General features: G+C 41.4%; 23 protein-coding genes and 1 pseudogene. 15 read left to right on the top strand and 9 right to left on the bottom strand.

Going from position 1 to position 26,693, the window contains the following annotated elements:
• Positions 1 to 135 carry a hypothetical protein gene (locus HG263_RS22520; RefSeq protein ID WP_281358231.1) on the top strand — a complete coding sequence of 45 codons (135 nt, stop codon included), beginning with the start codon at positions 1 to 3 and terminating at the stop codon, positions 133 to 135.
• 454 nt (positions 136 to 589) lie between these two features.
• Positions 590 to 2,257, top strand: coding sequence for an asparagine synthase B (gene asnB, locus HG263_RS00475; RefSeq protein WP_171624129.1), 1,668 nt, complete (start codon positions 590 to 592; stop codon positions 2,255 to 2,257).
• Positions 2,258 to 2,319: 62 nt separating this feature from the next.
• Here the strand turns inward: asnB and pssA are convergent, their stop codons facing one another.
• Complete coding sequence (pssA, locus tag HG263_RS00470) at positions 2,320 to 3,645, bottom strand: CDP-diacylglycerol--serine O-phosphatidyltransferase (protein ID WP_171624128.1); 1,326 nt, start codon at positions 3,643 to 3,645, stop codon at positions 2,320 to 2,322.
• 254 nt (positions 3,646 to 3,899) lie between these two features.
• Between pssA and trxB the strand changes: the two genes are divergently transcribed.
• From trxB to infA, 4 genes are all read left to right on the top strand, one after another.
• The gene (trxB, locus tag HG263_RS00465; RefSeq protein ID WP_171624127.1) at positions 3,900 to 4,853 is read left to right on the top strand and encodes a thioredoxin-disulfide reductase; all 954 of its coding nucleotides are present in this window, start codon (positions 3,900 to 3,902) and stop codon (positions 4,851 to 4,853) included.
• Positions 4,854 to 4,944: 91 nt separating this feature from the next.
• On the top strand, positions 4,945 to 5,661 hold the full coding sequence (aat, locus tag HG263_RS00460) for a leucyl/phenylalanyl-tRNA--protein transferase (RefSeq protein ID WP_171624126.1): 717 nt from the start codon (positions 4,945 to 4,947) through the stop codon (positions 5,659 to 5,661).
• Positions 5,654 to 6,364 (top strand): arginyltransferase, encoded by a 711-nt coding sequence (locus HG263_RS00455; protein WP_171624125.1) that lies wholly within the window; start codon positions 5,654 to 5,656, stop codon positions 6,362 to 6,364. Before aat ends, HG263_RS00455 begins: the two co-directional genes overlap by 8 nt.
• A 169-nt stretch (positions 6,365 to 6,533) precedes the next feature.
• Complete coding sequence (gene infA, locus HG263_RS00450; RefSeq protein ID WP_058029687.1) at positions 6,534 to 6,752, top strand: translation initiation factor IF-1; 219 nt, start codon at positions 6,534 to 6,536, stop codon at positions 6,750 to 6,752.
• Between the two features lie 151 nt (positions 6,753 to 6,903).
• Here the strand turns inward: infA and clpA are convergent, their stop codons facing one another.
• Entirely contained in the window at positions 6,904 to 9,168 is a 2,265-nt protein-coding gene (clpA, locus tag HG263_RS00445; protein ID WP_171624124.1) for an ATP-dependent Clp protease ATP-binding subunit ClpA, read from the bottom strand.
• Between the two features lie 29 nt (positions 9,169 to 9,197).
• Complete coding sequence (clpS, locus tag HG263_RS00440) at positions 9,198 to 9,515, bottom strand: ATP-dependent Clp protease adapter ClpS (protein WP_171624123.1); 318 nt, start codon at positions 9,513 to 9,515, stop codon at positions 9,198 to 9,200.
• 198 nt (positions 9,516 to 9,713) lie between these two features.
• On the opposite strand from clpS, the gene cspD reads away from it, so the two are divergent.
• Both cspD and HG263_RS00430 read left to right on the top strand, forming a co-directional pair.
• Positions 9,714 to 9,932 carry a cold shock domain-containing protein CspD gene (gene cspD, locus HG263_RS00435; protein ID WP_152085782.1) on the top strand — a complete coding sequence of 73 codons (219 nt, stop codon included), beginning with the start codon at positions 9,714 to 9,716 and terminating at the stop codon, positions 9,930 to 9,932.
• A 276-nt stretch (positions 9,933 to 10,208) separates the two neighbouring features.
• Complete coding sequence (locus HG263_RS00430; RefSeq protein ID WP_171624122.1) at positions 10,209 to 12,434, top strand: NADP-dependent isocitrate dehydrogenase; 2,226 nt, start codon at positions 10,209 to 10,211, stop codon at positions 12,432 to 12,434.
• Positions 12,435 to 12,498: 64 nt separating this feature from the next.
• On the opposite strand, the gene HG263_RS00425 is transcribed toward HG263_RS00430, so the two are convergent.
• Positions 12,499 to 14,523 (bottom strand): TonB-dependent receptor plug domain-containing protein, encoded by a 2,025-nt coding sequence (locus HG263_RS00425; protein WP_171624121.1) that lies wholly within the window; start codon positions 14,521 to 14,523, stop codon positions 12,499 to 12,501.
• A gap of 149 nt (positions 14,524 to 14,672) precedes the next feature.
• Between HG263_RS00425 and HG263_RS00420 the strand changes: the two genes are divergently transcribed.
• The 6 genes and pseudogenes from HG263_RS00420 (at position 14,673) to HG263_RS00395 (ending at position 20,351) form a co-directional block, all read left to right on the top strand.
• Positions 14,673 to 15,314 (top strand): pseudouridine synthase, encoded by a 642-nt coding sequence (locus HG263_RS00420; RefSeq protein WP_171624120.1) that lies wholly within the window; start codon positions 14,673 to 14,675, stop codon positions 15,312 to 15,314.
• A gap of 76 nt (positions 15,315 to 15,390) precedes the next feature.
• A pseudogene (mnmA, locus tag HG263_RS00415) lies at positions 15,391 to 16,497 on the top strand (tRNA 2-thiouridine(34) synthase MnmA); the annotation flags it as partial.
• Entirely contained in the window at positions 16,497 to 17,099 is a 603-nt protein-coding gene (gene hflD, locus HG263_RS00410; RefSeq protein WP_171624118.1) for a high frequency lysogenization protein HflD, read from the top strand. The pseudogene mnmA and the gene hflD, both read left to right, overlap by 1 nt.
• 36 nt (positions 17,100 to 17,135) lie before the next feature.
• On the top strand, positions 17,136 to 18,506 hold the full coding sequence (gene purB / locus HG263_RS00405; protein WP_171624117.1) for an adenylosuccinate lyase: 1,371 nt from the start codon (positions 17,136 to 17,138) through the stop codon (positions 18,504 to 18,506).
• A gap of 64 nt (positions 18,507 to 18,570) precedes the next feature.
• Entirely contained in the window at positions 18,571 to 19,734 is a 1,164-nt protein-coding gene (locus HG263_RS00400; protein WP_171624116.1) for a cupin domain-containing protein, read from the top strand.
• Positions 19,735 to 19,892: 158 nt separating this feature from the next.
• The gene (locus HG263_RS00395) at positions 19,893 to 20,351 is read left to right on the top strand and encodes a GNAT family N-acetyltransferase (protein WP_171624115.1); all 459 of its coding nucleotides are present in this window, start codon (positions 19,893 to 19,895) and stop codon (positions 20,349 to 20,351) included.
• Here the strand turns inward: HG263_RS00395 and HG263_RS00390 are convergent.
• From HG263_RS00390 to HG263_RS00375, 4 genes are all read right to left on the bottom strand, one after another.
• A complete protein-coding gene (locus tag HG263_RS00390) occupies positions 20,335 to 20,766 on the bottom strand; it encodes a DUF4826 family protein (protein WP_171624114.1) in 432 nt (143 codons plus the stop codon). The genes HG263_RS00395 and HG263_RS00390 overlap by 17 nt on opposite strands.
• Positions 20,767 to 20,900: 134 nt before the next feature.
• Positions 20,901 to 22,130: a lipoprotein-releasing ABC transporter permease subunit gene (locus HG263_RS00385; protein WP_171624113.1), complete on the bottom strand. Its 1,230-nt coding sequence runs from the start codon at positions 22,128 to 22,130 to the stop codon at positions 20,901 to 20,903.
• The gene (lolD, locus tag HG263_RS00380; RefSeq protein ID WP_171624112.1) at positions 22,123 to 22,812 is read right to left on the bottom strand and encodes a lipoprotein-releasing ABC transporter ATP-binding protein LolD; all 690 of its coding nucleotides are present in this window, start codon (positions 22,810 to 22,812) and stop codon (positions 22,123 to 22,125) included. The genes HG263_RS00385 and lolD overlap by 8 nt, the downstream gene beginning before the upstream one ends.
• A complete protein-coding gene (locus HG263_RS00375) occupies positions 22,805 to 24,013 on the bottom strand; it encodes a lipoprotein-releasing ABC transporter permease subunit (RefSeq protein WP_171624111.1) in 1,209 nt (402 codons plus the stop codon). Before HG263_RS00375 ends, lolD begins: the two co-directional genes overlap by 8 nt.
• Before the next feature lie 157 nt (positions 24,014 to 24,170).
• Here HG263_RS00375 and HG263_RS00370 point away from each other — a divergent pair, with 157 nt between their 5' ends.
• Complete coding sequence (locus HG263_RS00370; protein ID WP_171624110.1) at positions 24,171 to 25,865, top strand: SulP family inorganic anion transporter; 1,695 nt, start codon at positions 24,171 to 24,173, stop codon at positions 25,863 to 25,865.
• On the opposite strand, the gene HG263_RS00365 is transcribed toward HG263_RS00370, so the two are convergent.
• On the bottom strand, positions 25,804 to 26,685 hold the full coding sequence (locus tag HG263_RS00365) for a LysR substrate-binding domain-containing protein (RefSeq protein WP_171624109.1): 882 nt from the start codon (positions 26,683 to 26,685) through the stop codon (positions 25,804 to 25,806). The genes HG263_RS00370 and HG263_RS00365 overlap by 62 nt on opposite strands.
• Positions 26,686 to 26,693: the final 8 nt, after the last annotated feature.

Genomic DNA, 26,693 nt, shown 5'->3' with positions numbered 1-26,693 from the left:
ATGACGCAATCAACGCTTTCAAATAAGAAAGTGATCACATCGCCCAATGCTTTAAAACAAATCGTGGGCGGTAGCGGTGGCGAGCAATTTGCCAAAAGAAGTAAGACCGATTTAAGCCCTTATTTCACCATTTAATACAAAGGATTTAAAACCATGCAAAAACGTATTGTCGCGGCGCAAAAAGTCATTACTTCCACCAAGCTTCTCAAGCAGATTTCTGGGGGCAGTGGCGGTGAAAAGTTTCCAAGAGAAAAGCGCCGTAAATTCAATTAACCTATCACTTTAGGCTAGTTCGATAGCTTTCGCGGTATACATTCAGTTTCATTTGTCTATACCGCTATTTACACTTCACTATATTATCTGTGGTTGCTCGATTTTCACCATCACCTCGCTTTTTAAAAGAAAGTGTAACCTCACAAAATTCCCCCTATTTCCCATAATTTCGCTGTTAAATGTTTCAGGTTTTAGAAGTTTCATGTGACTTCGATAGTTAGTTCTGGTAAATCTATATCAAACAGTACCTGTAACTCGCTTATTTTGGCACTGTTAACGTATAAAAATAAATCAATACACAGGAATGAGGTAATTTATGTGTTCTATTTTCGGCGTATTGGAGCTTAAATCCGATCCCACCCAACTTCGCTCTCAAGCGATAGAAATGTCAAAGCTACTACGCCACAGAGGACCAGACTGGTCTGGTGTTTATTCATCAGATAAAGCCATTTTAGTTCATGAACGGCTGGCTATTGTCGGTGTGTCAAGTGGCGCTCAACCACTATACAACCCTGAAAAAACACATATTTTAGCGGTAAACGGTGAAATTTATAACCATAAAGAGTTGGCAAACGAGCTAACAACTGATTTTGACTTTCAAACAGAATCGGACTGCGAAATTATTTTGGCGTTATACAAGCAAAAGGGGCCTGAGTTTTTAGATGACTTAAATGGCATCTTTGCATTTTGTTTGTACGATGAGGAGCAAGACGCTTATCTAATCGGTCGTGACCACATTGGTATTATTCCTTTGTATACGGGCCGAGATCAACATGGCAACTTTTACGTAGCCAGTGAAATGAAAGCATTAACACCAATTTGTACTCAAATTGAAGAATTCCCTCCAGGTCATTATCTATACTCAAAAGAAGGTACTATTCGTCCTTACTATCAGCGTGATTGGCAATCTTATGACGCAGTAAAAGAAAACCCAGCAAGCTCTGAAGAGATAAAACATGCGCTTGAGGCAGCGGTTAAACGTCAGCTTATGTGCGACGTACCCTATGGCGTGTTACTTTCTGGTGGTTTAGATTCTTCGGTAATTTCTGCCATTACCCAAAAGTTTGCAGCAAAGCGAATTGAAGATAACGACACAACAGATGCTTGGTGGCCAAAACTTCACTCTTTCTCAATTGGCCTTGAAGGTTCGCCTGATTTAGCAGCAGCACAAAAGGTAGCTGATGAAATTGGCACCGTACACCACCCTATTCACTTCACCGTACAACAAGGTATCGATGCATTAAAAGAGGTGATATATCACCTTGAAACGTATGATGTAACGACTATACGTGCATCAACACCTATGTATCTTATGTCTCGCCAAATCAAAGCGATGGGCATTAAGATGGTATTATCAGGTGAAGGTGCTGATGAGTTATTTGGCGGGTATTTATATTTCCATAAAGCACCTAACGCGCAAGAATTCCATGAAGAGTTAAACCGTAAAGTCTCTAAACTACATATGTTTGACTGCTTACGCGCTAACAAGTCAATGGCAGCGTGGGGCGTTGAAGCACGTGTACCATTCTTAGACAAAGAATTTGTTGATGTTGCAATGCGCACTAACCCTGAACATAAAATGTGTAAAGATGGTCGTATCGAGAAGCATATTCTACGCGAAGCGTTTGATGGGTATTTACCTGACGAAGTGTTATGGCGTCAAAAAGAACAGTTCTCAGATGGTGTGGGCTATAGTTGGATTGACTCATTAAAAGCCCATGTTGAAGAACTCGTAACCGATCAAGAGTTAGAAAATGCGCAATATCGCTTCCCTATCAATACGCCTGATAGTAAAGAAGCCTATTTCTATCGCCAGGTCTTTACTGAGCACTTCCCTGGCGATGCAGCAGCAAATTGTGTGCCTCACGGTAAGTCTGTCGCTTGCTCAACGCCACAAGCTCTCGCTTGGGATGAATCATTCCAAAATAATGCTGACCCATCTGGTCGCGCAGCTAACGTGCATAATGAAGCTTACCAAGCGTAACTCTTCGCAATAAACAGAAAAACCCAGCGATTGCTGGGTTTTTCATATTTTAAATTGGTATATTAAATAAAACGTTTAATAATAAAATCAACTTTGACGCGTTTGGCCTGACCCAGCAGCTTTTTCACAGGCAGCGGATAATCTTCAAGCGTCTCAACGTCCTCTGGACCTGTTAACAGTCTACAATTTGCCAAAATAGCCTGCTTCTCACGCTCTATATCTGCCAAAATTTGTTTGTTTGGATCTTCAATCAATATGCCATTTTCAATATCAAGACCCCAGGCTCGTGGATTAAGATTATGTCCACTGAGTAAGTGAGTATGATTATCTTTGCAGATCCCTTTTAGATGAAATGAGTTATTACCCTCTTTCCACAAATACACTTTAAGATGTCCGGACTTAATAAAGCGATGCTGAGATTTTAAAAACTTTCTGAGGATGGTTTCATACAGATAAGGCAGCGCGCCAATTTTGCTAAAAGGCTGACTAGGGCAAATATAAAAATCGTTTGCCGTTTTGTCGCCAACAACAATTGTAACTTGCTGTCCTTGCTTCAATAAGCGTCTCAAAGAACGTAGCAATGGTGCTGGAAAGTTAAAATATGGCGTGTAAAGTACCAATTCTTGCTCAGTGGTATCAAATAAACTTTTAATTAAGCGATTAAGTTTATTGGTACGCCTACCAAACCCTAAAAATGCTCTTATGTTTAAGTTATCCCTACAATCAGCACCAGCCAACGTATATTTGGCCTTTTTAAGGTCTCGCATCAGCTTCTTTTGAGCAAGCTTGATATCTGCTAGTTTAGGCAACGGTCGCTTATCCAAGCGTGCAACCGCTTCTGAACTTAACAGATAATGATCTGTAAACTGGCAGAAACTATCCGCAAGCTTAGCTTGGTTGATAACAAAATATCTGTCTAGTCGATACTTATCTTCATAATGCAGATAAACATTATTTAAACTCGCTCCGCTGTACAATAGCGTATCGTCAACTACAAACCCCTTAAGGTGTAATACACCAAAAAGCTCTTTAGCTTTTACAGGTACTCCATACACCTTAACGTTACTGTTAGTAGCTTCTAGCGCATCACAATATAGCTTTGCATTGCCTTCTGACTTTTCTTCGCCAATTAACCCTCGTTGAGCACGATGAAAATCAACCAGTACATTTATTTCTAAAGACGGATTGGCCAAAGATGCGTCATGCAAAGCGCTCAGAATTTCCCTGCCTGCTTCATCATTTTGTAAATACAATGCGGTGATGTATATCCTTTTCTTTGCTTGGCGTATCAGACTAATAAGCTCATCATGATACTGTTTTGCATCCGTTAAAACTCTGATTTCATCTGCTGCCAATGCAAATCCAGGTGTATCCTGCCAAAATGCCATAAATACCTATTCGTTAGGGGTTATTCTTAAATGAATAACAAAACAAAATTACTAAGAACATACCAAAAAAAAAGCGTGTGGTCATGCAATAGCGTCAGTTTCACGATTGATGGATGAAATAACCATCAAGTACACTATTTTTGACAACTATACGATTTATTCAAAAACGAAATTTGCGTTTTATTTTACATCTAGGTTGAATTACTTAGAATCGACCTCATTGATTCTTGGCATTTAAATTTTAGGAATATCCCATGAGTGACGTTAAACACTGCAAACTACTTATTTTAGGTTCGGGTCCTGCAGGCTACACAGCAGCAGTCTATGCCGCACGTGCAAATTTAAACCCAGTACTTATTACTGGTATGCAACAAGGTGGCCAATTGACGACCACAACTGAAGTTGAAAACTGGCCTGGTGATGCGCACGGTTTAACTGGCCCAGCTCTAATGGATCGCATGAAAGAACATGCTGAACGTTTTGAAACAGAAATTATTTTCGACCACATTAATAAAGTTGATGTAACTAAGCGCCCGTTCACTTTAACTGGTGATCAAGGAACATATACGTGTGATGCACTTATTATTGCAACAGGCGCATCAGCTAAATATCTAGGTTTAGAGTCAGAAACTGCATTTCAAGGCCGAGGCGTATCAGCATGTGCTACATGCGATGGCTTTTTCTATCGCGGTCAAAAAGTAGCCGTTGTTGGTGGTGGTAATACTGCAGTTGAAGAAGCGCTATATCTGTCAAACATCGCAGAAGAAGTGCACGTTATTCACCGTCGTGACTCTTTTAGAAGTGAGAAAATATTATCCGACCGCCTAATGGAAAAAGCGAAAAATGGTAATGTTGTTTTGCACTTGAACCGCACACTAGATGAAGTTTTAGGTGACGAAATGGGTGTGACTGGTATTCGCATCAAAGAAACTGACTCTGAAAATACCGAGCAATTAGACCTTGCAGGTGTTTTCATTGCTATCGGCCATAAACCAAATACAGATATGTTTGCAGGTCAGTTAGAAATGAAAGATGGCTACTTGGTTGTGCAATCAGGTCTAAATGGCAACGCGACTCAAACGAGTATTGAAGGCGTATTTGCCGCAGGTGATGTATCAGACCATATATACCGTCAAGCAATTACCTCTGCGGGTACTGGCTGTATGGCTGCATTGGATGCAGAAAGATACCTAGATAACCTAAAATAGCAGGTTACTAATAATGGGAGCTCTGGCTCCCATATTATTTTCCCTCAAATTGCGCTATGTTAACTCACACATCTAGTTCACACCTCCTTGTATGACTCAACAACTGTTTCACTTAAGCTTAAACGACGAGCAATTTCCACCTTGTGAATTTGCCTTAAAAGACCCTGATGGCTTGTTAGCGATTGGCGGGTGCCTTAGTATCAAAAGACTTAAAAATGCATACGCGAGCGGTATCTTCCCGTGGTTTAACGAAAATGAGCCAATCATGTGGTGGTCGCCCAGCCAACGCGGCATTATTGAGCTTGATGAGTTTCACATTAGTAAAAGCCTTAAAAAAGCTCAGCGTAAACTGAACCCCGTCGTGACGGTGAACATGGCGTTTTCACAGGTGATTATGGCCTGTCGCAAACAACGAATTAATAATGAAGGTACTTGGATTAACAGTGATATGTTACTGGCTTATCAAGAGGCTCATAAACAAGGCTTAGCGCACAGTTTAGAAATCTGGCATGACGGTAGGTTAGTTGGTGGTTTGTACGGTGTGATGCAGTCTGGGGTCTTTTGTGGTGAATCTATGTTCTTCCATATACCTAATGCATCTAAGCTGGCAATGTGGGCACTCGTTAACTGGCTTAAAAAACACAATGCGCATTTTATCGACTGCCAACTCGAAAATCCTTACCTTACAAGTTTAGGTGCAAAAGTTGTATCGCGAGAAGAATTCTTGACTAGACTTAACATAGCGGCACAATTTAGCGTGCCAGACACAATGTGGCTTGCTCAAACATTGGATAACATTTATGACTGAACATTTCCCTTCTAAAATTGGTTTAAGTCAGCAGTTTAGTTGTAGCTATTTACCTGAGCAACAGGAGCAGTTGCTGGTAATATTGGACCCTAGCTGTTATACCCCGGCACGATTTGAGGGATTATTAGAGTTAGGCTTTAGACGTAGCGGCGATCAGATATATCGTCCCCATTGCCCAAAATGTAGTGCCTGTCAGTCTATGAGGATTCCCGCGAAACGCTTCATTGCTTCAAAGTCACAAAAAAGAAAGTTCAAAAAAGCGATTAACGATTTCTCAGTTACTGTTAGCCATAAAGAACGTGATGAGTACTACCCACTTTATGAAAAGTACATTTCATTGCGCCACAGTGACGGCAGTATGTATCCACCTAATAGATTACAATATGAAAGCTTTTTGTTTTGCCATTGGCTACCAATCACGTTTCTAGAATTATGGCACGAGAGCAAACTGATTGCGGTAGCGGTCACAGATACAATGCCGAACTCACTGTCAGCCATTTATACGTTCTTTGATCCAGATTACGAACAGTATAGCTTAGGGAATGTTATGATCATGGTGCAAATAGATCATGCAACTAAGCTAGATAAAGACTTTGTTTATTTAGGGTATCAAATAGACAGTTGTAAAAAGATGCGCTACAAATCGCAATTTTTGCCCTCACAAAGATTTGTGAACGATGTTTGGATTGATCAAGTAAGCTAATTTTAACGTTGCATCTGCTTATGCTGTACGTTTAAATTGACGCTATTATTCACTTCCAAGTGCTTATTGGCCAATTAAATAACAAATTTTTGGCCCTTACCTTTACTTATCGTCTGCTTTTGGGCAAAATCTGCAGCGTTTAATTATTCAAAGAGGTGTTACGCTACACATGGCGAAAGAAGACGTAATTGAAATGCAAGGCACAGTCCTTGATACTTTACCAAATACAATGTTCCGCGTTGAGCTAGAAAATGGTCACGTGGTTGTTGCACATATTTCAGGTAAAATGCGCAAAAACTATATCCGTATTCTTACTGGTGACAAAGTAACGGTAGAAATGACACCGTACGACTTAACCAAAGGACGCATTGTCTTCCGCGCTCGTTAATAGAACGGTGTAGAACCCTTAAGTCAGGTTGTATTTTAAAGTACGGCTATATCATGTTTGTACTTTAAAATTGCGCTGAGGTTAAAACCAGCGCTCAACAAAAAGCCTAGCAAATGCTAGGCTTTTTGACGTTTGGTATTAACTACAAATATCAAGCAGACACCAAAGTTGACTCATATCTAAAGTCTAACTCTCCAGATTTAACACCCACTTTAACATTGCCTCCTTCACTTAACTTACCAAACAAGATTTCGTTTGCCAGTGGCTTTTTAAGCTTGTCTTGGATAACTCTAGCCATAGGACGTGCTCCCATCGCTTTATCATAACCAAGTTCTGCCAGCCACTCTCTTGCAGCTGAGGTAAGCTCAAGGCTAACCGATTTTTTATCAAGCTGTGCTTGCAACTCAACAACAAACTTATCAACTACTTGCAAAATAACCTCTTTTTCAAGATGGTTAAACCAAATAATGTTGTCTAGTCTATTTCTAAATTCAGGCGTAAACACTTTGTTGATCTCAACCATCGCATCATGTGAATGGTCTTGATCTTGGAAACCAATAGACTTGCGTATGGTCTCTTGAACACCTGCGTTGGTTGTCATTACAACAACGACATTTCTGAAATCGGCTTTTCGCCCATTGTTATCAGTTAATGTGCCGTGATCCATAACCTGAAGAAGAATGTTGTAAATATCTGGATGTGCTTTTTCAATCTCATCTAAAAGCACAACCGAGTGTGGATGTTTAATAACTGCATCAGTTAATAAACCGCCTTGCTCGAAGCCAACATACCCAGGAGGTGCACCTATAAGGCGGCTAACTGCATGTCGTTCTGAGTACTCAGACATGTCAAAACGAATAAACTCCACGCCCATACACTTAGCTAGCTGCTTAGTGACTTCAGTTTTACCAACACCGGTAGGACCTGCAAATAAGAATGACCCTATCGGTTTATCTTCATTGGCCAGACCTGAACGCGACAAGCGAATTGCTGACGTTAATGCATCTATCGATTGATCCTGACCAAACACTAACATTTTTAGATTACGGTCTAAGTTTTTCAACGTTTCTTTATCACTATTCGAAACGCTTTGCTGAGGTATTCTAGCAATCTTCGACACGATCATTTCGATGTCAGACACGCCAATGGTTTTCTTGCGTCGCGAGATAGGCTGCAATCGTTGATTTGCACCTGCTTCGTCAATAACATCAATTGCTTTATCAGGCAAATGACGTTCATTGATATATTTTGCACTTAACTCCGCCGCTGCGCGCAATGCTTTTTGTGTGTAACGGATACCGTGATGTTCTTCATAACGCTCTTTAAGGCCATAAAGAATTTTTGTTGTATCGGCAACACTAGGCTCAACCACGTCAATTTTTTGAAAGCGTCGAACTAATGCGCGGTCTTTCTCAAAAATATTTTTAAATTCAGTGTATGTAGTAGAACCCATACAGCGTAGTTGGCCGCTTGATAACAGTGGTTTAATTAAATTTGACGCATCCATCACGCCGCCAGATGCAGCGCCAGCCCCAATAATGGTATGAATTTCATCAATAAACAAAATTGCTTGTGGCTTTGCTTGAAGCTCTTTTAGAAGCGATTTAAAGCGTTTTTCAAAATCTCCTCGATATTTTGTACCAGCAAGTAGCGCCCCCATATCAAGCGAATAAACAACCGCATCTTCTATTACTTCAGGCACTTGTTTGTTGATGATGCGATAAGCCAACCCTTCAGCAATTGCAGTTTTACCTACCCCTGCTTCACCCACCAATAGTGGGTTGTTTTTCTTACGTCGACACAATACTTGAACGGTACGCTCAACTTCATCGTCTCGCCCAACTAACGGGTCGACTTGACCTGCCTGTGCTAATGCATTTAGGTTGGTTGTGAAACTCTCCAATTTAGTTTTGTCATCAGTTTGAACTTCACTTGTATCATCATGAATATCTTCATGATCATCATGGTCTGATTCTTCGTCAACTTTCGAGATACCGTGGGAGATAAAGTTAACAATATCCAAACGACTAATATCACTCTTTTTAAGAAGATAAACTGCTTGGCTCTCTTGCTCCGAAAAAATTGCTACAAGTACGTTTACTCCTGTTACTTCGCTTCTACCTGACGATTGCACATGAAAAACAGCACGCTGTAAAACACGTTGAAAGCCCAAAGTAGGTTGAGTTTCTCTATCTTCCTCCAGATCTGGAATTACGGGAGTTGTCTCATCAATGAACTCTGACAATTCACGTTTTAAATTTTCTATATCAACCCCGCAGGCGCCCAACGCCTCTCCTGCTGAAGGGTTATCGATTAGCGCCAATAACAAATGCTCTACTGTCATGAATTCGTGGCGGCGTGTACGTGCCTCACGAAAAGCGGCGTTTAAGGTAACTTCTAAGTCTTTATTTAGCATTGGCAACCCCCAAACGAGAATTAAAAAGGTTATTCTTGCTCACAACTACATAGCAACGGGTGCTCATGGTCGCGAGCGTAACGATTGACCTGCTCAGCCTTGGTGTGGGCAATATCTGCAGGATATATACCACATACAGCTTTTCCCTCATGATGCACTTTCAGCATCACTTCAGTTGCTCTTTCGCTATCCATATTAAAAAATGTCATTAAAACTTCAATTACAAACTCCATTGGCGTGTAATCGTCGTTGTTTATAATGACTTTGTACTTACGTGGAGGGCTCAGCTTTTGCTTTGCACTTTCACGTACCGTGTCTATCACACCTGAATCTTTCGTCCCACTCATAATAAATATAGTCTTGTCTTGGTAACTCAAGCAAACTTGAATTATAAAATAAATAAAATGTTAAAAAAAACGTTAAAAAACTTGACTGACTGCTTATTTAAACTACAGTCGTTATAGATTGCTTAATCTATGGGCAGTCTAGCAAATTATAAAGTTTAGATTAACTAAATTAGTCAACTTATAGAAGGATGTAGAAGTATGGCTTGCGGAAAAGTCAAATGGTTCAACAATGCCAAAGGGTTTGGTTTCATCGTAGAAGACGGCAGTGAGGAAGATATCTTTGCCCATTACTCAACGATTGTAATGGATGGATACAAAACGCTTAAAGCTGGTCAGGATGTAACATTCGAGCTACAAGAGGGGCCGAAAGGTCTGCACGCTACTAACATCGCCCCTCGCGATGAAGAAATGGCGTGACGTGATTGTAGTTTTGGCTATCGGAAGCGGGTTGCATTTGTTGCTCGCTTCATATTTCTTATAATTTTTATCTCTTCCCCTTTAAAATTTCTAATTAGCCCTCAGATATAATGCTTGCTACAATACCGCTCGTTGTCGTCAGGTAGGTTAGATATATTTATTTACCCTTTGAGTAAAAATATCTAACAAACTTGCTATAACCTGTTGCCTTAGGCAACATAGCATTCCCTTTGCATTGTTGAATGGCTGTAAAAGCCACAAAATCTAGGAATGATGATGACATCAAAAATTATTTATACAAAAACCGATGAAGCTCCGGCGTTAGCCACCTATTCATTGCTACCGATCATTCAAGCATACACCAATGCCGCTGGCGTAGAAGTTGAAACTCGAGATATTTCTCTTGCGGGACGTATCATCGCTAACTTTCCTGAGTTTTTAACTGAAGAGCAGCGTATTGGCGATGCACTTGCAGAGTTGGGTGAATTAGCTAAAACCCCAGAAGCTAACATCATCAAGCTACCAAACATTAGTGCTTCTGTTCCTCAGTTACGCGCCACAATTAAAGAGTTACAAGAAAAAGGTTATGCCTTACCTGACTACCCTGCTGAGCCAAAAGACGATAAAGAAGCAGCTATTAAAGCGACTTACGACAAAATCAAAGGCAGTGCAGTAAACCCTGTACTTCGTGAAGGTAACTCTGACCGTCGTGCTCCAACATCAGTTAAAGCATATGCGCGCAAGAACCCTCATTCAATGGGTGCTTGGGCTAGCGACTCAAAATCTTATGTTGCCAGTATGAACGAAGGTGACTTTTTCGGGTCTGAGCAATCAACAACGGTTGAGCAAGCAACCGACGTACGTATTGAACACGTAGCTAAAAACGGTGATGTAACAGTACTAAAAGCAAGCACACCTTTATTAGCTGGTGAGATTATTGACGCATCTTGTATGAGCGTATCTGCGCTACAAGAGTTTTTAGCTGCAGAAATTGCCTCAGCAAAAGACAAAGGTGTACTTTTCTCACTGCACATGAAAGCGACAATGATGAAGGTATCAGACCCTATTATCTTCGGTCATGCTGTAAAAGTGTTCTACAAAGATGTATTCACTAAACATGCTGAGCTATTCGCTGAGTTAGGTGTTGATGTAAATAACGGTCTAGGTGATGTTTACTCTAAAATTCAGCAGTTAGATGACGCTAAACGTCAAGAAGTTGAAGCTGACATCGCAGCAGTATACGAGTCAAGCCCAGCAATCGCTATGGTAGATTCGGACCGTGGTATCACTAACCTGCATGTACCAAGCGACGTGATCATCGATGCATCAATGCCCGCAGCTATTCGTACTAGCGGCCAAATGTGGAATGCGCAAGGCAAACAACAAGATACTAGCTTTGTGATCCCTGATCGTTGTTACTCAGGTGTATATCAAGCAACTATCGACTTCTGCAAAAAGAACGGCGCATTTGACCCTCGTACTATGGGTACTGTTCCAAACGTAGGCTTAATGGCACAAAAAGCGGAAGAATATGGTTCACACGACAAAACGTTTGAAGCGCCTGCTGATGGCACAATCCGTGTCGTTGATAGCAACAACGGCAACGTGTTGTTATCTCATGATGTTGAGCAAGGCGATATCTGGCGTATGTGTCAGGTTAAAGACGCACCTATCAAAGATTGGGTAAAGCTTGCGGTTAATCGCGCACGTGCAACTGGTGTTCCTGCTGTATTTTGGTTAGATGAGAAACGTGCTCACGATGCCGAGCTAATCAAAAAAGTAAATGCATACCTTCCAGAGCACGATACCGACGGATTAGAGATCCTCATCAAAGCGCCTGTTGAAGCAACTCTGTATTCACTAGAGCGTATGAAAGATGGCAAAGACACAATCTCAGTAACAGGTAATGTATTACGTGACTACCTAACTGATTTGTTCCCTATTCTTGAGCTTGGCACAAGTGCGAAGATGCTTTCAATCGTACCACTTATGAATGGCGGTGGCTTATTCGAAACTGGCGCCGGTGGTTCAGCACCTAAGCACGTACAACAATTTGAAAAAGAAAACCACTTGCGTTGGGATTCTTTAGGAGAATTCTTGGCTCTAGCGGCTTCTCTTGAACACTTAAGTCAAGTAACTGGTAACGCTAAAGCACAAGTGCTTGCTGATACGCTCGACCAAGCTACAGGCAAGTTCTTAGATGAAAACAAATCTCCATCACGTAAAGTCAATGAGCTAGATAACCGTGGTAGTCATTTCTACCTTTCTCTGTACTGGGCTCAAGCACTTGCAGCACAAACAGCAGATACACAGCTGCAATCTCAATTCACTGATATTGCACGTGACTTAGAAGCTCAAGAGCAGACAATTGTGGATGAATTAAACGGTGCACAGGGCAACGCCATGGATGTTGGTGGCTATTATCAGCCTAACGACGAGCTTGCATTTGCTGCTATGCGTCCAAGTAATACATTTAATCAAATCTTGGCTAAATTAGTTTAATACTAAAAGTAAAGAATCAAAAAAGCCTGCTTTTGCAGGCTTTTTTATTTATAGATAGCAATGTTTAGAATTGATATCTATATGACAGTTTAATGTCTCTTCCCCTCGCTCTATACTCGCCAAACGGCTTACCCGCTTTTTCACCAAACGGAATTATAGATGCCGTACTGTACGTTTTATCTAGTAAGTTATTTACATTTAAGGTCAATGTAGAATTACTGCTCATTTGATAATTAACGGTTCCTGAGAGTATTTTGTTTGAATCTTTATCGGTTAATGTGTCAACACTGCTTCGGCTACTCATTGAAAGCGACATACTCCAATATTGCGATGGTGAATAAAGCAATGAGGTCATCGCATATGTTTTTGGCACCAATTTGTCAGATGGAGATGTTGTTTGGCCCTGCTCGATAGTTGTTTTATTATTAAATAAATGAGTGATAAAGCCTTTTAATTCGAAGTTTGGAAAAAGCCTAGCGCGCCACTCAAGCTCTAGCCCCTCTGTTTTATTATCAGCAATATTACCTAAGAAAACGTTGTCTTCCTCAACGCGAAAGTCGATCAAATCGCTAATATTATTGCGATAAAAACTGGTGCTAAATGTGAAGACTTGGTTTACGTATTGATAAACTATTTCTAGCGATTCTAAAGTAGTTGGCTTGAGCTGACTATTACCAACAGTAAGCCCACTTTCTTCATCGTACAAGTCTCCTAATGAAGGCACTCTGTATGCCTCTCCATATATCAACTTGAAGATATGTGTTTGGCTTGGTGTATAAATAACCGTCATTCTAGGGTTTGTTTTATCATCGACATCATTATAACCATCTCGTCGCAACCCAAAAGTCGAACGCCAATGCTCACTCCAGTTAGACTCTAACTGACCATACACCATCCTGATTTTACGCTTTTTATCTTGTACAATGCGCTGATTTGGCTGTGTTAACTCAATAACTTCACCGAAAAAGTCAAGCTCACCAAATATATCGTAATTACTACGCAAATATCCGCCAGGCACTTGAGAGTGAACAACTTCCGTTCCAACTGAAAGCCTGTGAGAGTCTGCAATTTGAACACTATAATCCGCATTTACTCGATATGAATCGTGTGTAAAGTTCTCACCAAATAAAAAGTCGCCCTGTTCAAATGGGCCAGTCCCTTTAAGCTCTAATGCAGAGAGAGATTTTCGTTTCGCTTTTGAATATTCTACGCCGACGTTAAGGTTCCAAACATCTTGCCCCCGGGCTTCATATTCTAATCGTGATAACCAATGTTTAGTATCTACCTTGTTAGTTCCGTCTCGCAGGCGCCTAAACAGGTAATGGTTATTTCGAGTAGAGTTAAAATAGTGATTTCTAAAAGTGAATCCTTTATACGATGCCAACAGCTCTAGCTGTTTTGACGCATGCTCATCGTTGGTTGACTCTTGCAGAGCAAACCTATCAAACACATTGTCAAGCGTGTCTCCATTATCTTCATACCAATGAACATCCATGCCAAGCTTAAGGTCATCGAATTGACGTACAATACCACCGTTGAATTCTTTTTTAGCAAACGAACCAACCGAAAGCGCCAAGTAATTATCAACTTTGGTAATTATATTTATGACACCATGAAAAGCATTTGAACCATATAACGTTGAGCTGGGACCCCTTATCACTTCAACTTTCTCTACGTTATGTAAACTCACAAATCGGTCAATATAATTAATGCCGCCAGTGTAGTCTTCGTTTAAGCGCTGACCATTCATTAGAACCAACAAGGTGTTTGCATATTTTTGTGGGTGACCACGCGCAATAAGATAAGACTGGTTTCCATCCACTGAGTTATACATGGAATAAAAACCGGGTATATGAGCAAAAAGTTCGCTCAGAGTTTCAATACCAAGCAACTTTATCTGCTGCGCTGAAAAGTAACTGACTGTTGATGGCGCATATTTAAGTTGTATATCTGTTTTCGTAGCTACAGAAATAGGCACATTTTGTAATTCTTCTAATGTCAGGGTAAAAAGTTCATCCTGACCACGACATGGCATCATAGTAAGTACACCAATAGCGCTAACAAAATAGACCACTCGCGTTTTTATCATAATATCCAGTTGAGTTTTTCAGCCTCGTTATACTTAACTTAGTAATATAACGTGAAGTTGTCACGTAAAAACAAACGATAAGACAAAGCTTTGTGGTTCAGGGTTTAGCAATGTTACAATCTATCTCGTTGTGACTATCTGGTGAGAAGATGAACAAAAGTCCCCAAAAAAAATCGCTATTTAACAAAGCAAAACGCACGAATAAATTCGCGAAAACAAGAACAATTAAGCCTGCACTCCCGCCCGAACAGGTAAAAATAGTGCTATTCAATAAACCTTTTGATGTTTTATGCCAGTTTACAGATGATCAAAACCGCAAAACACTTGCCGACTTTATAAAAGAAAAAGATGTGTATGCTGCAGGACGTTTAGATAGAGACAGTGAGGGACTCTTATTACTGACCAATTGTGGGAAGCTACAACATCAGCTTACAGATCCAAGTAAAAATTCGCACAAAACCTACTGGGTCCAAGTCGAAGGAGTGCCATCTCAAGAAGCGATTAAAGCGTTATGTGATGGGGTTGAGTTAAAAGATGGCCTTACTCGTCCAGCTAAAGTTGAGATCATGGCCGAACCAGATATTTGGCCTAGAACACCGCCAATAAGAGAGCGAGCCAATATCCCCACAACATGGTTAAGTATAACGATTAGCGAAGGAAAAAACCGTCAAGTCAGGAGAATGACAGCACATGTAGGGCACCCTACTTTGCGTTTGGTCCGAGCAAAAATTGGCAAATATACATTAGACGGGCTAAAAAACGGCGAATATAAAGTACTTGCCAAGCAATGAATGCCTTATCAGCTTTTAGCATAGGGCTTTTGCATGCTATAATCACGGCCTTTCCAAATCAGGTAAATTTACAGCAAACATTATGAGCGATAATAGTCACATTAAAGTCATCGTTGGCATGTCCGGCGGTGTAGATTCTTCAGTTTCTGCATACTTATTAAAAGAGCAAGGCTATCAAGTTGAAGGCCTGTTCATGAAGAACTGGGAAGAAGATGATAATGATGAATATTGTGCTGCTGCTGAAGATTTAAAAGACGCACAAGCCGTCTGCGATAAGCTTGGTATTGAGCTACATACAGTAAACTTTGCGGCAGAGTACTGGGACAACGTATTCGAATATTTTCTTGCAGAATACAAAGCTGGACGCACGCCTAATCCAGATATCATGTGTAACAAAGAGATCAAGTTCAAAGCCTTCTTAGAATTTGCAGCGCAGGCACTTGGCGCCGACTATATTGCAACTGGTCACTATGTTCGCCGCGAAGAACGTGATGGCAAGTTTGTCATGTGCCGCGGCCTTGATGACAATAAAGACCAAAGTTACTTTTTGTACACATTGAGTCATGAGCATATCGCACAAACTCTTTTCCCTGTGGGTGATATTGCTAAACCTGAAGTACGCCGTATTGCAGAGGAACAAGACCTAATTACCCATGATAAGAAAGACAGTACAGGTATTTGCTTTATCGGCGAGCGCAAGTTTAAAGACTTCTTACAAAAATTTTTACCTGCGCAACCAGGAAAAATTGAAGATACAGATGGCCATGTCGTTGGCGACCATGAAGGCTTGATGTATCACACACTTGGTCAGCGTAAAGGTCTTCTTATCGGTGGAATGAAAGAAGGTAATGGCGAGCCTTGGTATGTGGTTGACAAAGACATCGAGCGAAATGTACTTATTGTTGGCCAAGGCAGTGAGCACCCTCGCCTATTCAGTAATGGCTTGAATGCAAACCAGTTGCATTGGGTTGACAGACAAGGCCCTAAAGGCACTACTCGTTGCACGGTTAAAACACGCTATCGTCAAACCGATATTCCTTGTACTTTGCTAGTTGGTGAAGATGGCATGGCTCGGGTGCTATTTGATGAACCTCAAAAAGCGGTAACACCAGGCCAATCAGCGGTATTTTACGCAGATGAGGTGTGTTTAGGCGGCGGTATTATTGATTCGGTGATTAAGTAATGTCAGCAAATTATGTGATGCCCTTGGCAGCAATGTGCCAAATCACAAAGTTAGTACAAAAAACAGCTAAGTATGGGCAGTTTAACGAACGTGAAACCGAAAGCTTTTTACGCAGCATTGTAAACCTAACTCCTGATAAGCCTGAAGATGTCTACTCTGATCCGTTCGCTTTAAAATCGGGCTACCGTATTTTATTGTCTCAATTGTCACCTCAAGGCGATAAAGACGTTGAAATGGTCAAATATATAGGCAGTTTAATGCAACTTGAACGTGCTTTGATGAGTAATAAAAGTGCGCTTGACGAGTTAGCTAAACGACTAAAAGACGTAGAGCGCCAACTGCAGCACTTTGACATCACAGACAGTACCATAATTGCAGCTTTGGCAGATATTTATAGCGAAGTAATCAGCCCATTAGGTCAAAAAATTCAAGTCTTCGGAGAACCTGAGTTGCTCAAACAAAGTGCCACTCAGCAAAAAATTAGAGCACTATTACTTGCGGGTATTCGTAGTGCCGTACTTTGGCGTCAACTCGGTGGAAAACGCCGTCAGTTCTTCTTTGGTAAAAAGAAAATTATCGCCGAAGTGCAAAAAAGAGTTTAAAAATATCGTTCAAAACCAATTATTTTAGGAGTAATTATGGAGCTTTCAGCGTTAACCGCTATCTCTCCAGTGGATGGTCGCTATGGTAGCAAAACTACCGAATTACGTGGCATATTCAGTGAGTTTGGCTTAGTAAAGTACCGAGTGACTGTAGAAGTGCGTTGGCTACAAGCACTGGCGAAGGCACAAGGCATTGCTGAAGTACCTGCTTTCAGTGAACAAGCAAATGCGTTGCTAGATAGCATCGTAGATAACTTCAGTGAAGCAGATGCTGCGCGAGTAAAAGAAATTGAGCGTACCACTAACCACGATGTGAAAGCTGTTGAGTACCTTCTAAAAGAAAAGGTTGCTGATAACGCCGAACTAAACGCAATCAATGAATTTATTCACTTTGCATGTACTTCCGAAGACATTAATAACTTATCTCATGGTTTAATGTTAACAGAAGCAAGAGATGAAGTTTTATTACCATACTGCGACAAGCTGCTTGCAGCTATCAAAGAAAAGGCAATTGAATATCGCTCAGTTGCTATGATGACACGTACTCACGGCCAACCTGCATCTCCATCTACTATGGGTAAAGAATTTGCTAACGTTTATATCCGCTTACAACGCCAGCGTGAGCAAATCGCAAACGTGCAAATTCTAGGTAAAATCAACGGTGCCGTTGGTAACTACAACGCGCACCTAAGCGCTTACCCTGATTACGATTGGCATGCACACGCTGAGCAGTTTGTTACAAGTTTAGGCTTGACTTGGAACGCATTTACGACGCAAATCGAACCTCACGACTATATTGCAGAGCTATTTGACGCAATCGCTCGATTCAACACCATTTTGCTTGATTTTGACCGTGACGTTTGGGGCTATATTGCGCTAAATCACTTCAAGCAAAAAACAGTCGCTGGCGAAATCGGTTCATCAACGATGCCGCATAAAGTAAACCCGATTGACTTCGAAAACTCAGAAGGTAATTTAGGTCTTGCTAATGCCATCTTTGCACATTTGGCACAAAAGCTACCTGTTTCTCGCTGGCAACGCGACCTGACCGATTCAACCGTTCTACGTAACTTAGGTGTTGGTATGGGTTATGCCCTAATTGCTTATCAAGCAACCCTAAAAGGCGTAAGCAAACTTGAAGTAAATGCAGATAAGTTACTTGAAGAACTTGACCAAAACTGGGAGCTACTTGCAGAGCCAATTCAAACGGTTATGCGTAAATATGGCATTGAAAAACCATATGAGAAGCTAAAAGAGCTAACCCGAGGTAAGCGAGTAAATCAAGTTATCATGGCAGACTTTATCGACGGTCTAGAACTACCAGAAGATGTAAAAGCACAAATGAAGCAAATGACTCCAGCTAATTACATTGGCCGTGCAGAAGCTTTCATCGACGAGCTTGTATAACTTCGAACAAAATTAAGTTATAAAGCGAAAGAGTAAAATCTTTCGCTTTTTTTATGGAAAATTTATGTATCAGCTAACCATTAATGATTTAACTATTGCGCAATTTTTGGCGCAGTACTGGCAGAAAAAACCACTATTAATTAAAGGTGGATTTAGTAATTTTGTTGACCCTATTGAACCTGAAGAGCTAGCTGGTTTAGCGATGGAAGAGGCCATAGAATCTCGCCTTATCACAAATCATAATGATGATTGGCAAGCTTATCACGGTCCTTTTGAAGACTTTTCTTTGTTAACTGATACAAATAGCACCCTGCTCGTTCAGGCCGTAGACCACTGGCACCCAGATGCATCGCAATTAATAGAGCCGTTTCGTTTCATTCCTAACTGGCGCATTGATGACTTAATGATAAGCTACTCCACACCAAATGGTGGTGTTGGCCCACATTTAGATCAGTATGATGTGTTCATTATTCAAGGCCAAGGCAAGCGTCACTGGCGGGTCGGTATGCCCAATCCATCATTAAAACAGTTTGCTCAAAATAAAAGTTTGCTTCAAGTTGAGCAGTTTGAAGCGCTCATCGATGCGGTTCTAGAGCCTGGCGATATACTTTACATTCCTCCAGGTTGCCCTCACGAGGGGTATGCCGTTGAAAATTCAATTAATTATTCAGTCGGTTTTAGAGCACCAGATCAAAAAGACTTAATTTCCAGCTTTGCAGACTATCTTATCGATAATGAACTTGGTAACACACGTTACAGTGACCCTCTTTTAATCGAACCAGAATCAATAGGACTAATCAGTGATGACGAAATTGATACCGTCCAAAAATTAATGACGGAGCTGCTCAAGGACAGATCTAAATTCAAGCATTGGTTCGGTACAATGATTAGCCAACCAAAGCACGATATGGATCTTGCACCGCTCGAAGAACCATTAGATTGCGAAGCGCTCTTTGAGTACCTAGAATCTGCAGAGTTAGTTTTGCGAGCCGGGGGGGTTCGCAGTGTTTATCAAATACAACCTGAGCAAATATTGCTTAGTGTCAATGGTGAAACTTACCATTTACCCTTATCATCATTAGCTGGTGTGCAGCTGCTAACTGATACAAATAGTTTTACAGTCGCACAAATTAAAAATGAATTAAATTGTGTGGAACTTATGAAAACCTTTACTAAACTGATTAGTGAGGGAACGTATTACTTACAAGAAGGCGATGAGTTTGAGTAAGCCAACATTGGGCGCTCAAACTGTGACCGTTGCCAAGTAACTTTAGGTTTATTTTTTATCATTGTACACCCATTGTACAATGATAAAATTGGCGCAAAAATATGCACTTAAAGACTTGGGAACCTGCGCAAATACGCTAAGTATTAGGTGGAGGAATCATGAGTTACCATGTTGACAAGGTCAGTTGGCTTCATAAAAAAGCGCAATTAAAGCAAATCCGTGAGCGCGTTTTTGTTTATGAATTACACATACCCAAGGAGGTTGAATTTGACGCTTTAGATGCAGAGTCAGATCACGTTATTATTTGCAACGACGACGATGAACCTGTTGGTACGGGAAGGCTAAGTCCTGACGGTTTAATAAGCCGTATCGCCGTTATTCAATCTCATCGAAACCGCGATGCTTACACATCACTTCTGAATTACTTAGTATTACTAGCCAGTGACAAAGGGTTAGATAATATTTACGTAAACTGTATCTTAGATGAGGTGCCTAACTTTGTAGAAAATGGCTTTTTAAAACAGGGTTGCGTATTTATGGAAGCAGGGATCCCAAGGCAAAAGCTTAGGTGCCCTATCTCCGCATTTAGAACTGAGCCATTTACGATGCTTCATTGACCCATAGTTCATCTTTTTCTGCAATTTCATAGAGGCCGTGGGCTCTATTTACCAGTAAGTTTGCGAACTTAGCTTGAGTTTCATCACGTACGCCCGCGGCAACTATTTCATCAGCTTTAAGCTGCCAGCGATATGAAAAATGCTTGAGTGCTTCTCTGGCTGTGGCTGCACCGCTTATATCCATATGATCTGTTGGTAAACGACCAGTTACCACCCAATAGATTTTGCCAGACTGTGATTTCATTTTCCAAATAGCACAAAGAGGTGCTAAAAAACGACTCTCTTTATCAAATACCGTGCTTGGAATAATGCCTTGTTCAGCTAGATATTTTTGTGCATTTTGGAAGCATTCTCTTTGCCACTGCTTCTCTAATTCTTCTCGTTGTTGAGGTGTTAATTGCTGTTGTTCGCTCATGTTCTACTTCTTTGTTAAGCTTGTTTTAATGCCAGTAATGTACGGTTTTGATAGCGCCCTTGCAAGCCCTTAACTAAAAGCATCCATCCTATGTGATGGCATATTATCTCACAAAAGCTACGCTGTACTATAGATTAAGTGTTGCCAAGTACTTGTGCTGGGTCAGTTTTTGTTGCTTGCCAAGCTGGATAAACGCTGGCACTAACAGCCAGTAATAAAGTCACCGCTAGCGTGATAAAAATATCTGACCAAATCAGTTTTGAGGGCAAAAATTCTACAAAATATACGCCCGCAAGGGGGTTACTGCCCGCCTCAGCAAACAGGGCATTAAATAAATTTGGTAAGTTGATAGCAAGTAATACCCCAACAACAGTACCAATAAAAGCACCAATCACAGCGTAGGTAATGCCCTGAAGTGCAAACGTCGCAAAAATAGTGCTATCTTTTGCCCCCATCGTTTTTAAAATAGCAATATCAGCTTGCTTATCTTTGACTTCCATCACCATTGAAGAAACGATGTTAAAACTTGCGACAGCAATAATAAGAAAAACGACTAAAAACACGATAGTCCTAACCATTTGAATATCTTGGTAAAGGCTTCCTTGTGTTCTAAACCAACTGCTGACATAAACGAGATCAGAAAGAGTTTGTCCAGCACTCATTGCAATATCATGCGCATTAAAAATATTATCGACTTTTGCCCTTAACCCGGTAACCTGTCCCTTATCAAGACCCAATGTATTTTGTAGTGTTTCTAAATGGGTCAAAGCGAGCGATTCATCTATTGGCCCCCCCATATTTATAACGCCAACAAGCTGCAAGGTAATGCGTTTTGGCGCAGCTAGTGGTTGTTCTGAATGCTGATTTGCAACAAGAACGGTAACTTTATCTCCGACATTCACACCCAAGGACTTTGCAATTTTCTTCCCTATGATGATCTCATTTAATTCAAGTTGAGCAACGCCCTTCCCTTGTACGTAATTGCCAACGCCTGACACTGTCTGGTGAAGCCTAGGCACAACACCTTTTAACTGAGTGGCTTTGAGTTTGCCTTTAAACTGCACCATAGCGGTTAAGTTAATTTCAGGTGTTGCAGCAATAATATGTGGGTGTTCTTTTAGCGTTTCGACTTTTTCATGCCAGTCATTGATTGGATCATAAGGCGATTGATAACTAACATGAGGAACCACTGACAGAAGGCGCTCCTCGAGTTGTTGCTCAAAGCCGTTAATAACAGACAATGCAATAATCAAAACGGTTACACCGAGCATAACACCTAAAGTAGAAGCCTTACTTAGTAAGCTTACAATACCCGTTTTGTGTTTGGCATGACGAAACCGCTTACTCAAAAACGCACTAAGCATGACTAACCTCTGCTAATACGCCGTCATCAAGCTGAACACTGCGGCCAAGCTTTGCTGCCAGCTCTAAATCGTGCGTTACCACCACAAAACTGGTATTTAGCTGCTTATTCAGTTGCGCTAATAATTCATAGATACGTATGGCGTTATGCTTATCCAAATTCCCCGTTGGTTCATCAGCAAGTACTAAAGCAGGTTTAGTAACTAGCGCCCTTGCAATTGCGACACGCTGTCGCTCACCACCGGATAATTCCGATGGCTTATGAGATGCGCGATTTTGTAATCCCACTTTCTCTAACATTGCAAGCGCCTCTGGCTCTGCTTCCTTAGCGCTTACCCCCCTTATTAATAGCGGCATTGCAACATTCTCTAGTGCGGTAAATTCCATCAATAAGTGGTGAAACTGATAGATAAAGCCCATGTTTTGATTTCTAAATTCGGCTTGTTTTGCACGAGACAACTTACCAACTTCAACACCTTTAATGCTCACTTTGCCAGATGAGGCTGTATCAAGAGTCCCTAGAATATGTAATAACGTACTTTTACCGGAACCCGAACTTCCCACGATGGCTAACATTTCTCCCTGTTGAACCTGTAAATTTACCCCTTTTAGAACTTCTATTTGGGCTTTGCCATCTTGATAAGACTTGCCTAGCTTTTGACAATCAATGACTAAATTACTCATACCTTAATACCTCTGCAGGTAGCACATTCGCCGCTTTCTTTGCCGGATATAACGTTGCTATAAAACTCATAAAAACACTTACTAATGCCATTATCACTAACCCTGATGGAGAAAAAACCACGGGTAAACGTGCCCCGCCAAGTAATGACAAACCACTAAATGCGAGAATTTCATTGATATAATTGGCAACAACAATTCCCAGCAGCACGCCAATCACAGTTCCCACTAGCCCGTTATATAAGCCTTGCACCATGAATACTCTGCCGATCATTTGTGGCGTAAAGCCTAAAGTTTGTAAAATGGCTACCTCTCCTTGCTTTTCGCTCACCATCATTGATAATGCCGATAATATGTTAAATATCGCAACGATGACGATAAGCCCTAAAAGCAGTGACATGATGCGTTTTTCCATGGCGACCGCTGCGAATAAAGTGCCCTGTTGTGATTGCCAATCATCCACTTCAAACTCGCTTTTTAGCTGTGGATAGGCCGCATAGAAATCATTGAGAGAAAAAGCATCGTGCAAAGTTATACTGAGGTCATATGTTGAACTGTCCGCACGGCGCATCAGCCTTGCTAAACTCTTGCCGTCGGCAAACGCCAGCGATGTATCCGCTTCACTATTTGAGTCGTAAACCGCCGCGATAGAGAAAAGCCGTTGCATGGGCACTCTACCCAACGGCGTATAACTCGAAATGTCGGGCATAATAACGCGCACCTCATCCCCAACTCCAACCCCCAGTTTACTCGACAAATAGCGGCTAATCATAAGCTGATATTTGCTTTGTGCTAATCGGTCACTTGAGCCACTATAAATGTGCCGTTCTACCGGATTACTAAATCCTTTGAATATCCCTTGCAATCTAACGCCAACTAATTCTTTATTTGTTTGTAAAATCACATCGGAAGTTAAATAAGGTTGGATGCGCTTTACTTGCTCACTGCTTGTTAATTGTTTTATTAATTGTGCGCTGCTATCAGACCTAGAGGATTGTTTGAGCTGGACATGGGGTATCAAGTCGAGCATTGCCGTTTTGAGAGATTGTTCAAAGCCGTTCATTACCGAGCTGACCGTGATCAAAGACATCAAACCTAGAGCGATACCTGCAATAGAAAAAAAAGAGATAAATGAAATAAAGGCGTTACCTTTGGCAGCTTTGGCATATCTTAAGCCGACAAATAGGCTAACTGGCTGAAACATATTTAATTTTGATTATTTTTAAATATTAATGCAGCGAATACTACCATAAAGCGGTACTGCTTGGGTACGCTGCAAATTGTAAAAAAATATTGAATATCCGATAGTTAAATTAGATTTTTCGTGTAAAATGCGGTCAAACTCGCGGCATGGAAGTTTTATGTTGTCTTTATCACGATTTAAGCACATGAATTTAAAGGGCGATTTATTTGGAGGGGTGACTACTGCTATCATTTCTCTTCCGCTCGCACTCGCCTTTGGTGTTGCCTCTGGAGCCGGTGCTGAAGCCGGTATGTGGGGTGCAATTCTCGTAGGCCTTTTCGCTGCTCTATTCGGCGGCTCCACCTCTCTGATTTCTGAACCAACAGGTCCGATGACGGTTATTATGACCGCAGTGTTGACCTCCATGATGGCAAAATACCCTGAAACTGGCATGGCCATGGCATTTACTGTTGTGATGATGGCAGGCGCATTTCAAGTTTTGCTTGGTACGCTAAAATTAGGGAAATACGTAACATTAATGCCATACAGTGTGATATCTGGGTTCATGTCTGGTATCGGTGTGATATTAATTATTTTGCAAATTGCACCTTTATTGGGCCATAAAGCGCCTGCGGGTGGTGTTGTCGGCACCTTGTCTGCACTACCTGATCTTGTAATGAACCTACACTTTTCTGAACTCCTACTCGGTATTCTAACACTCGGCATTCTTTTCTATTTACCACAAAAATATCGCCAATATGTACCCGCACAGTTAGTTGCACTTGTAGCCATTACTTTATTTTCTATTATCTTTTTTGATACTGATAGCATTCGTCGAATAGGCGAAATACCCAGTGGCTTGCCCGATATTGTTTGGCCAACCTTTGGAGCCGAGGTATTTACAGAAATGGTGATTGATGCACTCATATTGGGCACTTTAGGCTGTATTGATACCTTATTAACTGCCGTTATTGGCGATAGCTTAACGCGTACTGAGCATAATTCTGATAAAGAGTTGCGTGGCCAGGGCATTGCTAACATGATATCAGGCTTATTCGGTGCACTACCTGGAGCAGGCGCAACCATGGGCACTGTAGTTAATATTCAAGTAGGAGCACGCTCTCCTGCGGCGGGGATCACTCGTGCACTTATCTTGATGGCGGTTGTCTTTGTAGCCGGCGGATTGACTGAGCCAATTCCAATGGCTGTGCTTGCTGGGATTGCAGTGTATGTAGGGTTTAATATTTTAGACTGGAGCTTTATCCAGCGCGCACACAAACTCAGCTTGATGCAAATGGCTATTATGTATGGCGTTATGCTGCTGACGGTGTTTGTTGATTTGATGGTTGCCGTTGGTCTGGGTGTATTTATTTCTAACATCATAGTGATAGAACGTTTGAGCCGAGTGCAAGCTGAGCAAGTTAAAGCCATCAGTGATAGTGATGACGACGTACCAATGAGTGATACTGAGCGAGCGCTATTTAATCAAGCTAACGGTCAATTGCTCTATTTTTACCTCTCTGGTCCAATGATCTTCAGTGTATCAAAAGCAATTGCTCGCCAACACCGAGATATTGCTAAGTATAAAGCAATGGTTTTAGATTTAAGCGATGTAGCAATGCTCGATGTTACGGTAAGCCTAGCGCTAGAGAATGCGATTATTGACGCACTTGATGTTAATTGCGATGTATTTATTTATTCACCAAATCCTGAAACCAGTGACCAGCTACATCGCTTCAATATTAACGAGCGATTAGGTGGCAACGCGTTTTGTGAGAGCCGAGAAGCAGCACTTAAATCGGCCCTGTGTGCTATGAATTCTGTTGAGCAAACTGCGCTACCAAATGATCAAGCAGCAGGCGCAAACTGGTAGGTAAATATTGTCTGGGCGGATAAAGTGCCCAGACCCCTTCCGGCTCTGGCCGAAAATTAGGTAAGACCTCCACTAGCTTCTGTTGTTGTAGAGCGGTTTGAACGTAGTAATGTGGCAATTGAACTAGCCCGAGTCCTTTGCACGCCGCATCTAACAATGCCCAACCACTGTTGCATATTAAATTACCATGAACACTGATATTTCGCTCTCTAGTCGCATCTAAAAACCGCCATGTGCGACTGTTTCCAATTAAGCAGTTATGTGCTGACAACTCATTTAAACTATATGGCTGGCCGTAATTAGTAATGTAAGTGGGTGATGCACATACCAGCGTATTTCTAGTGGATAGCTTTCGCGCTTTAAGCGATGAGTCCTTTAAATGGCCCAAACGAATAGCCACATCAATACCCATCGAGACGATATCTAATTGTTCATTACTTAGTAGCATTTCAACGCTGACTTTAGGGTATTTACGCATAAAGTCGTGAACAATGGGCATAATGTAACGCTCCCCAAACATCACCGGCGCCGTCAGTTTTAGTACCCCTGAAGGTTGCTGATCACGTTGTCGAAGTGCTAATTGCGCATCATGGTATGCATGCTGTAGGTGTCTTGCATGAGTTAAGAATACTTTGCCCTCTTGCGTGAGTGTTAATGTCCGTGTGGTGCGCGTTAAGAGCTGATGATTCAATTGCTGTTCTAGCTCTTTGACTCGTCGACTCACCTGAGCAACTGACGTGCCCAGTTGCTTAGCTGCTTGAGTAAATGATCCCAACGTTGCTACAGCAACAAACTCATCAATACCAGTCCATCTGTCCATTATTACAA

The sequence above is a fragment of the Pseudoalteromonas caenipelagi genome (assembly GCF_013140855.1).
GTDB classification, from domain to species: domain Bacteria; phylum Pseudomonadota; class Gammaproteobacteria; order Enterobacterales; family Alteromonadaceae; genus Pseudoalteromonas; species Pseudoalteromonas caenipelagi.
The sequence above is the reverse complement of the archived record's forward strand: the minus strand, read 5'-3'. Positions and strand labels throughout refer to the sequence as shown.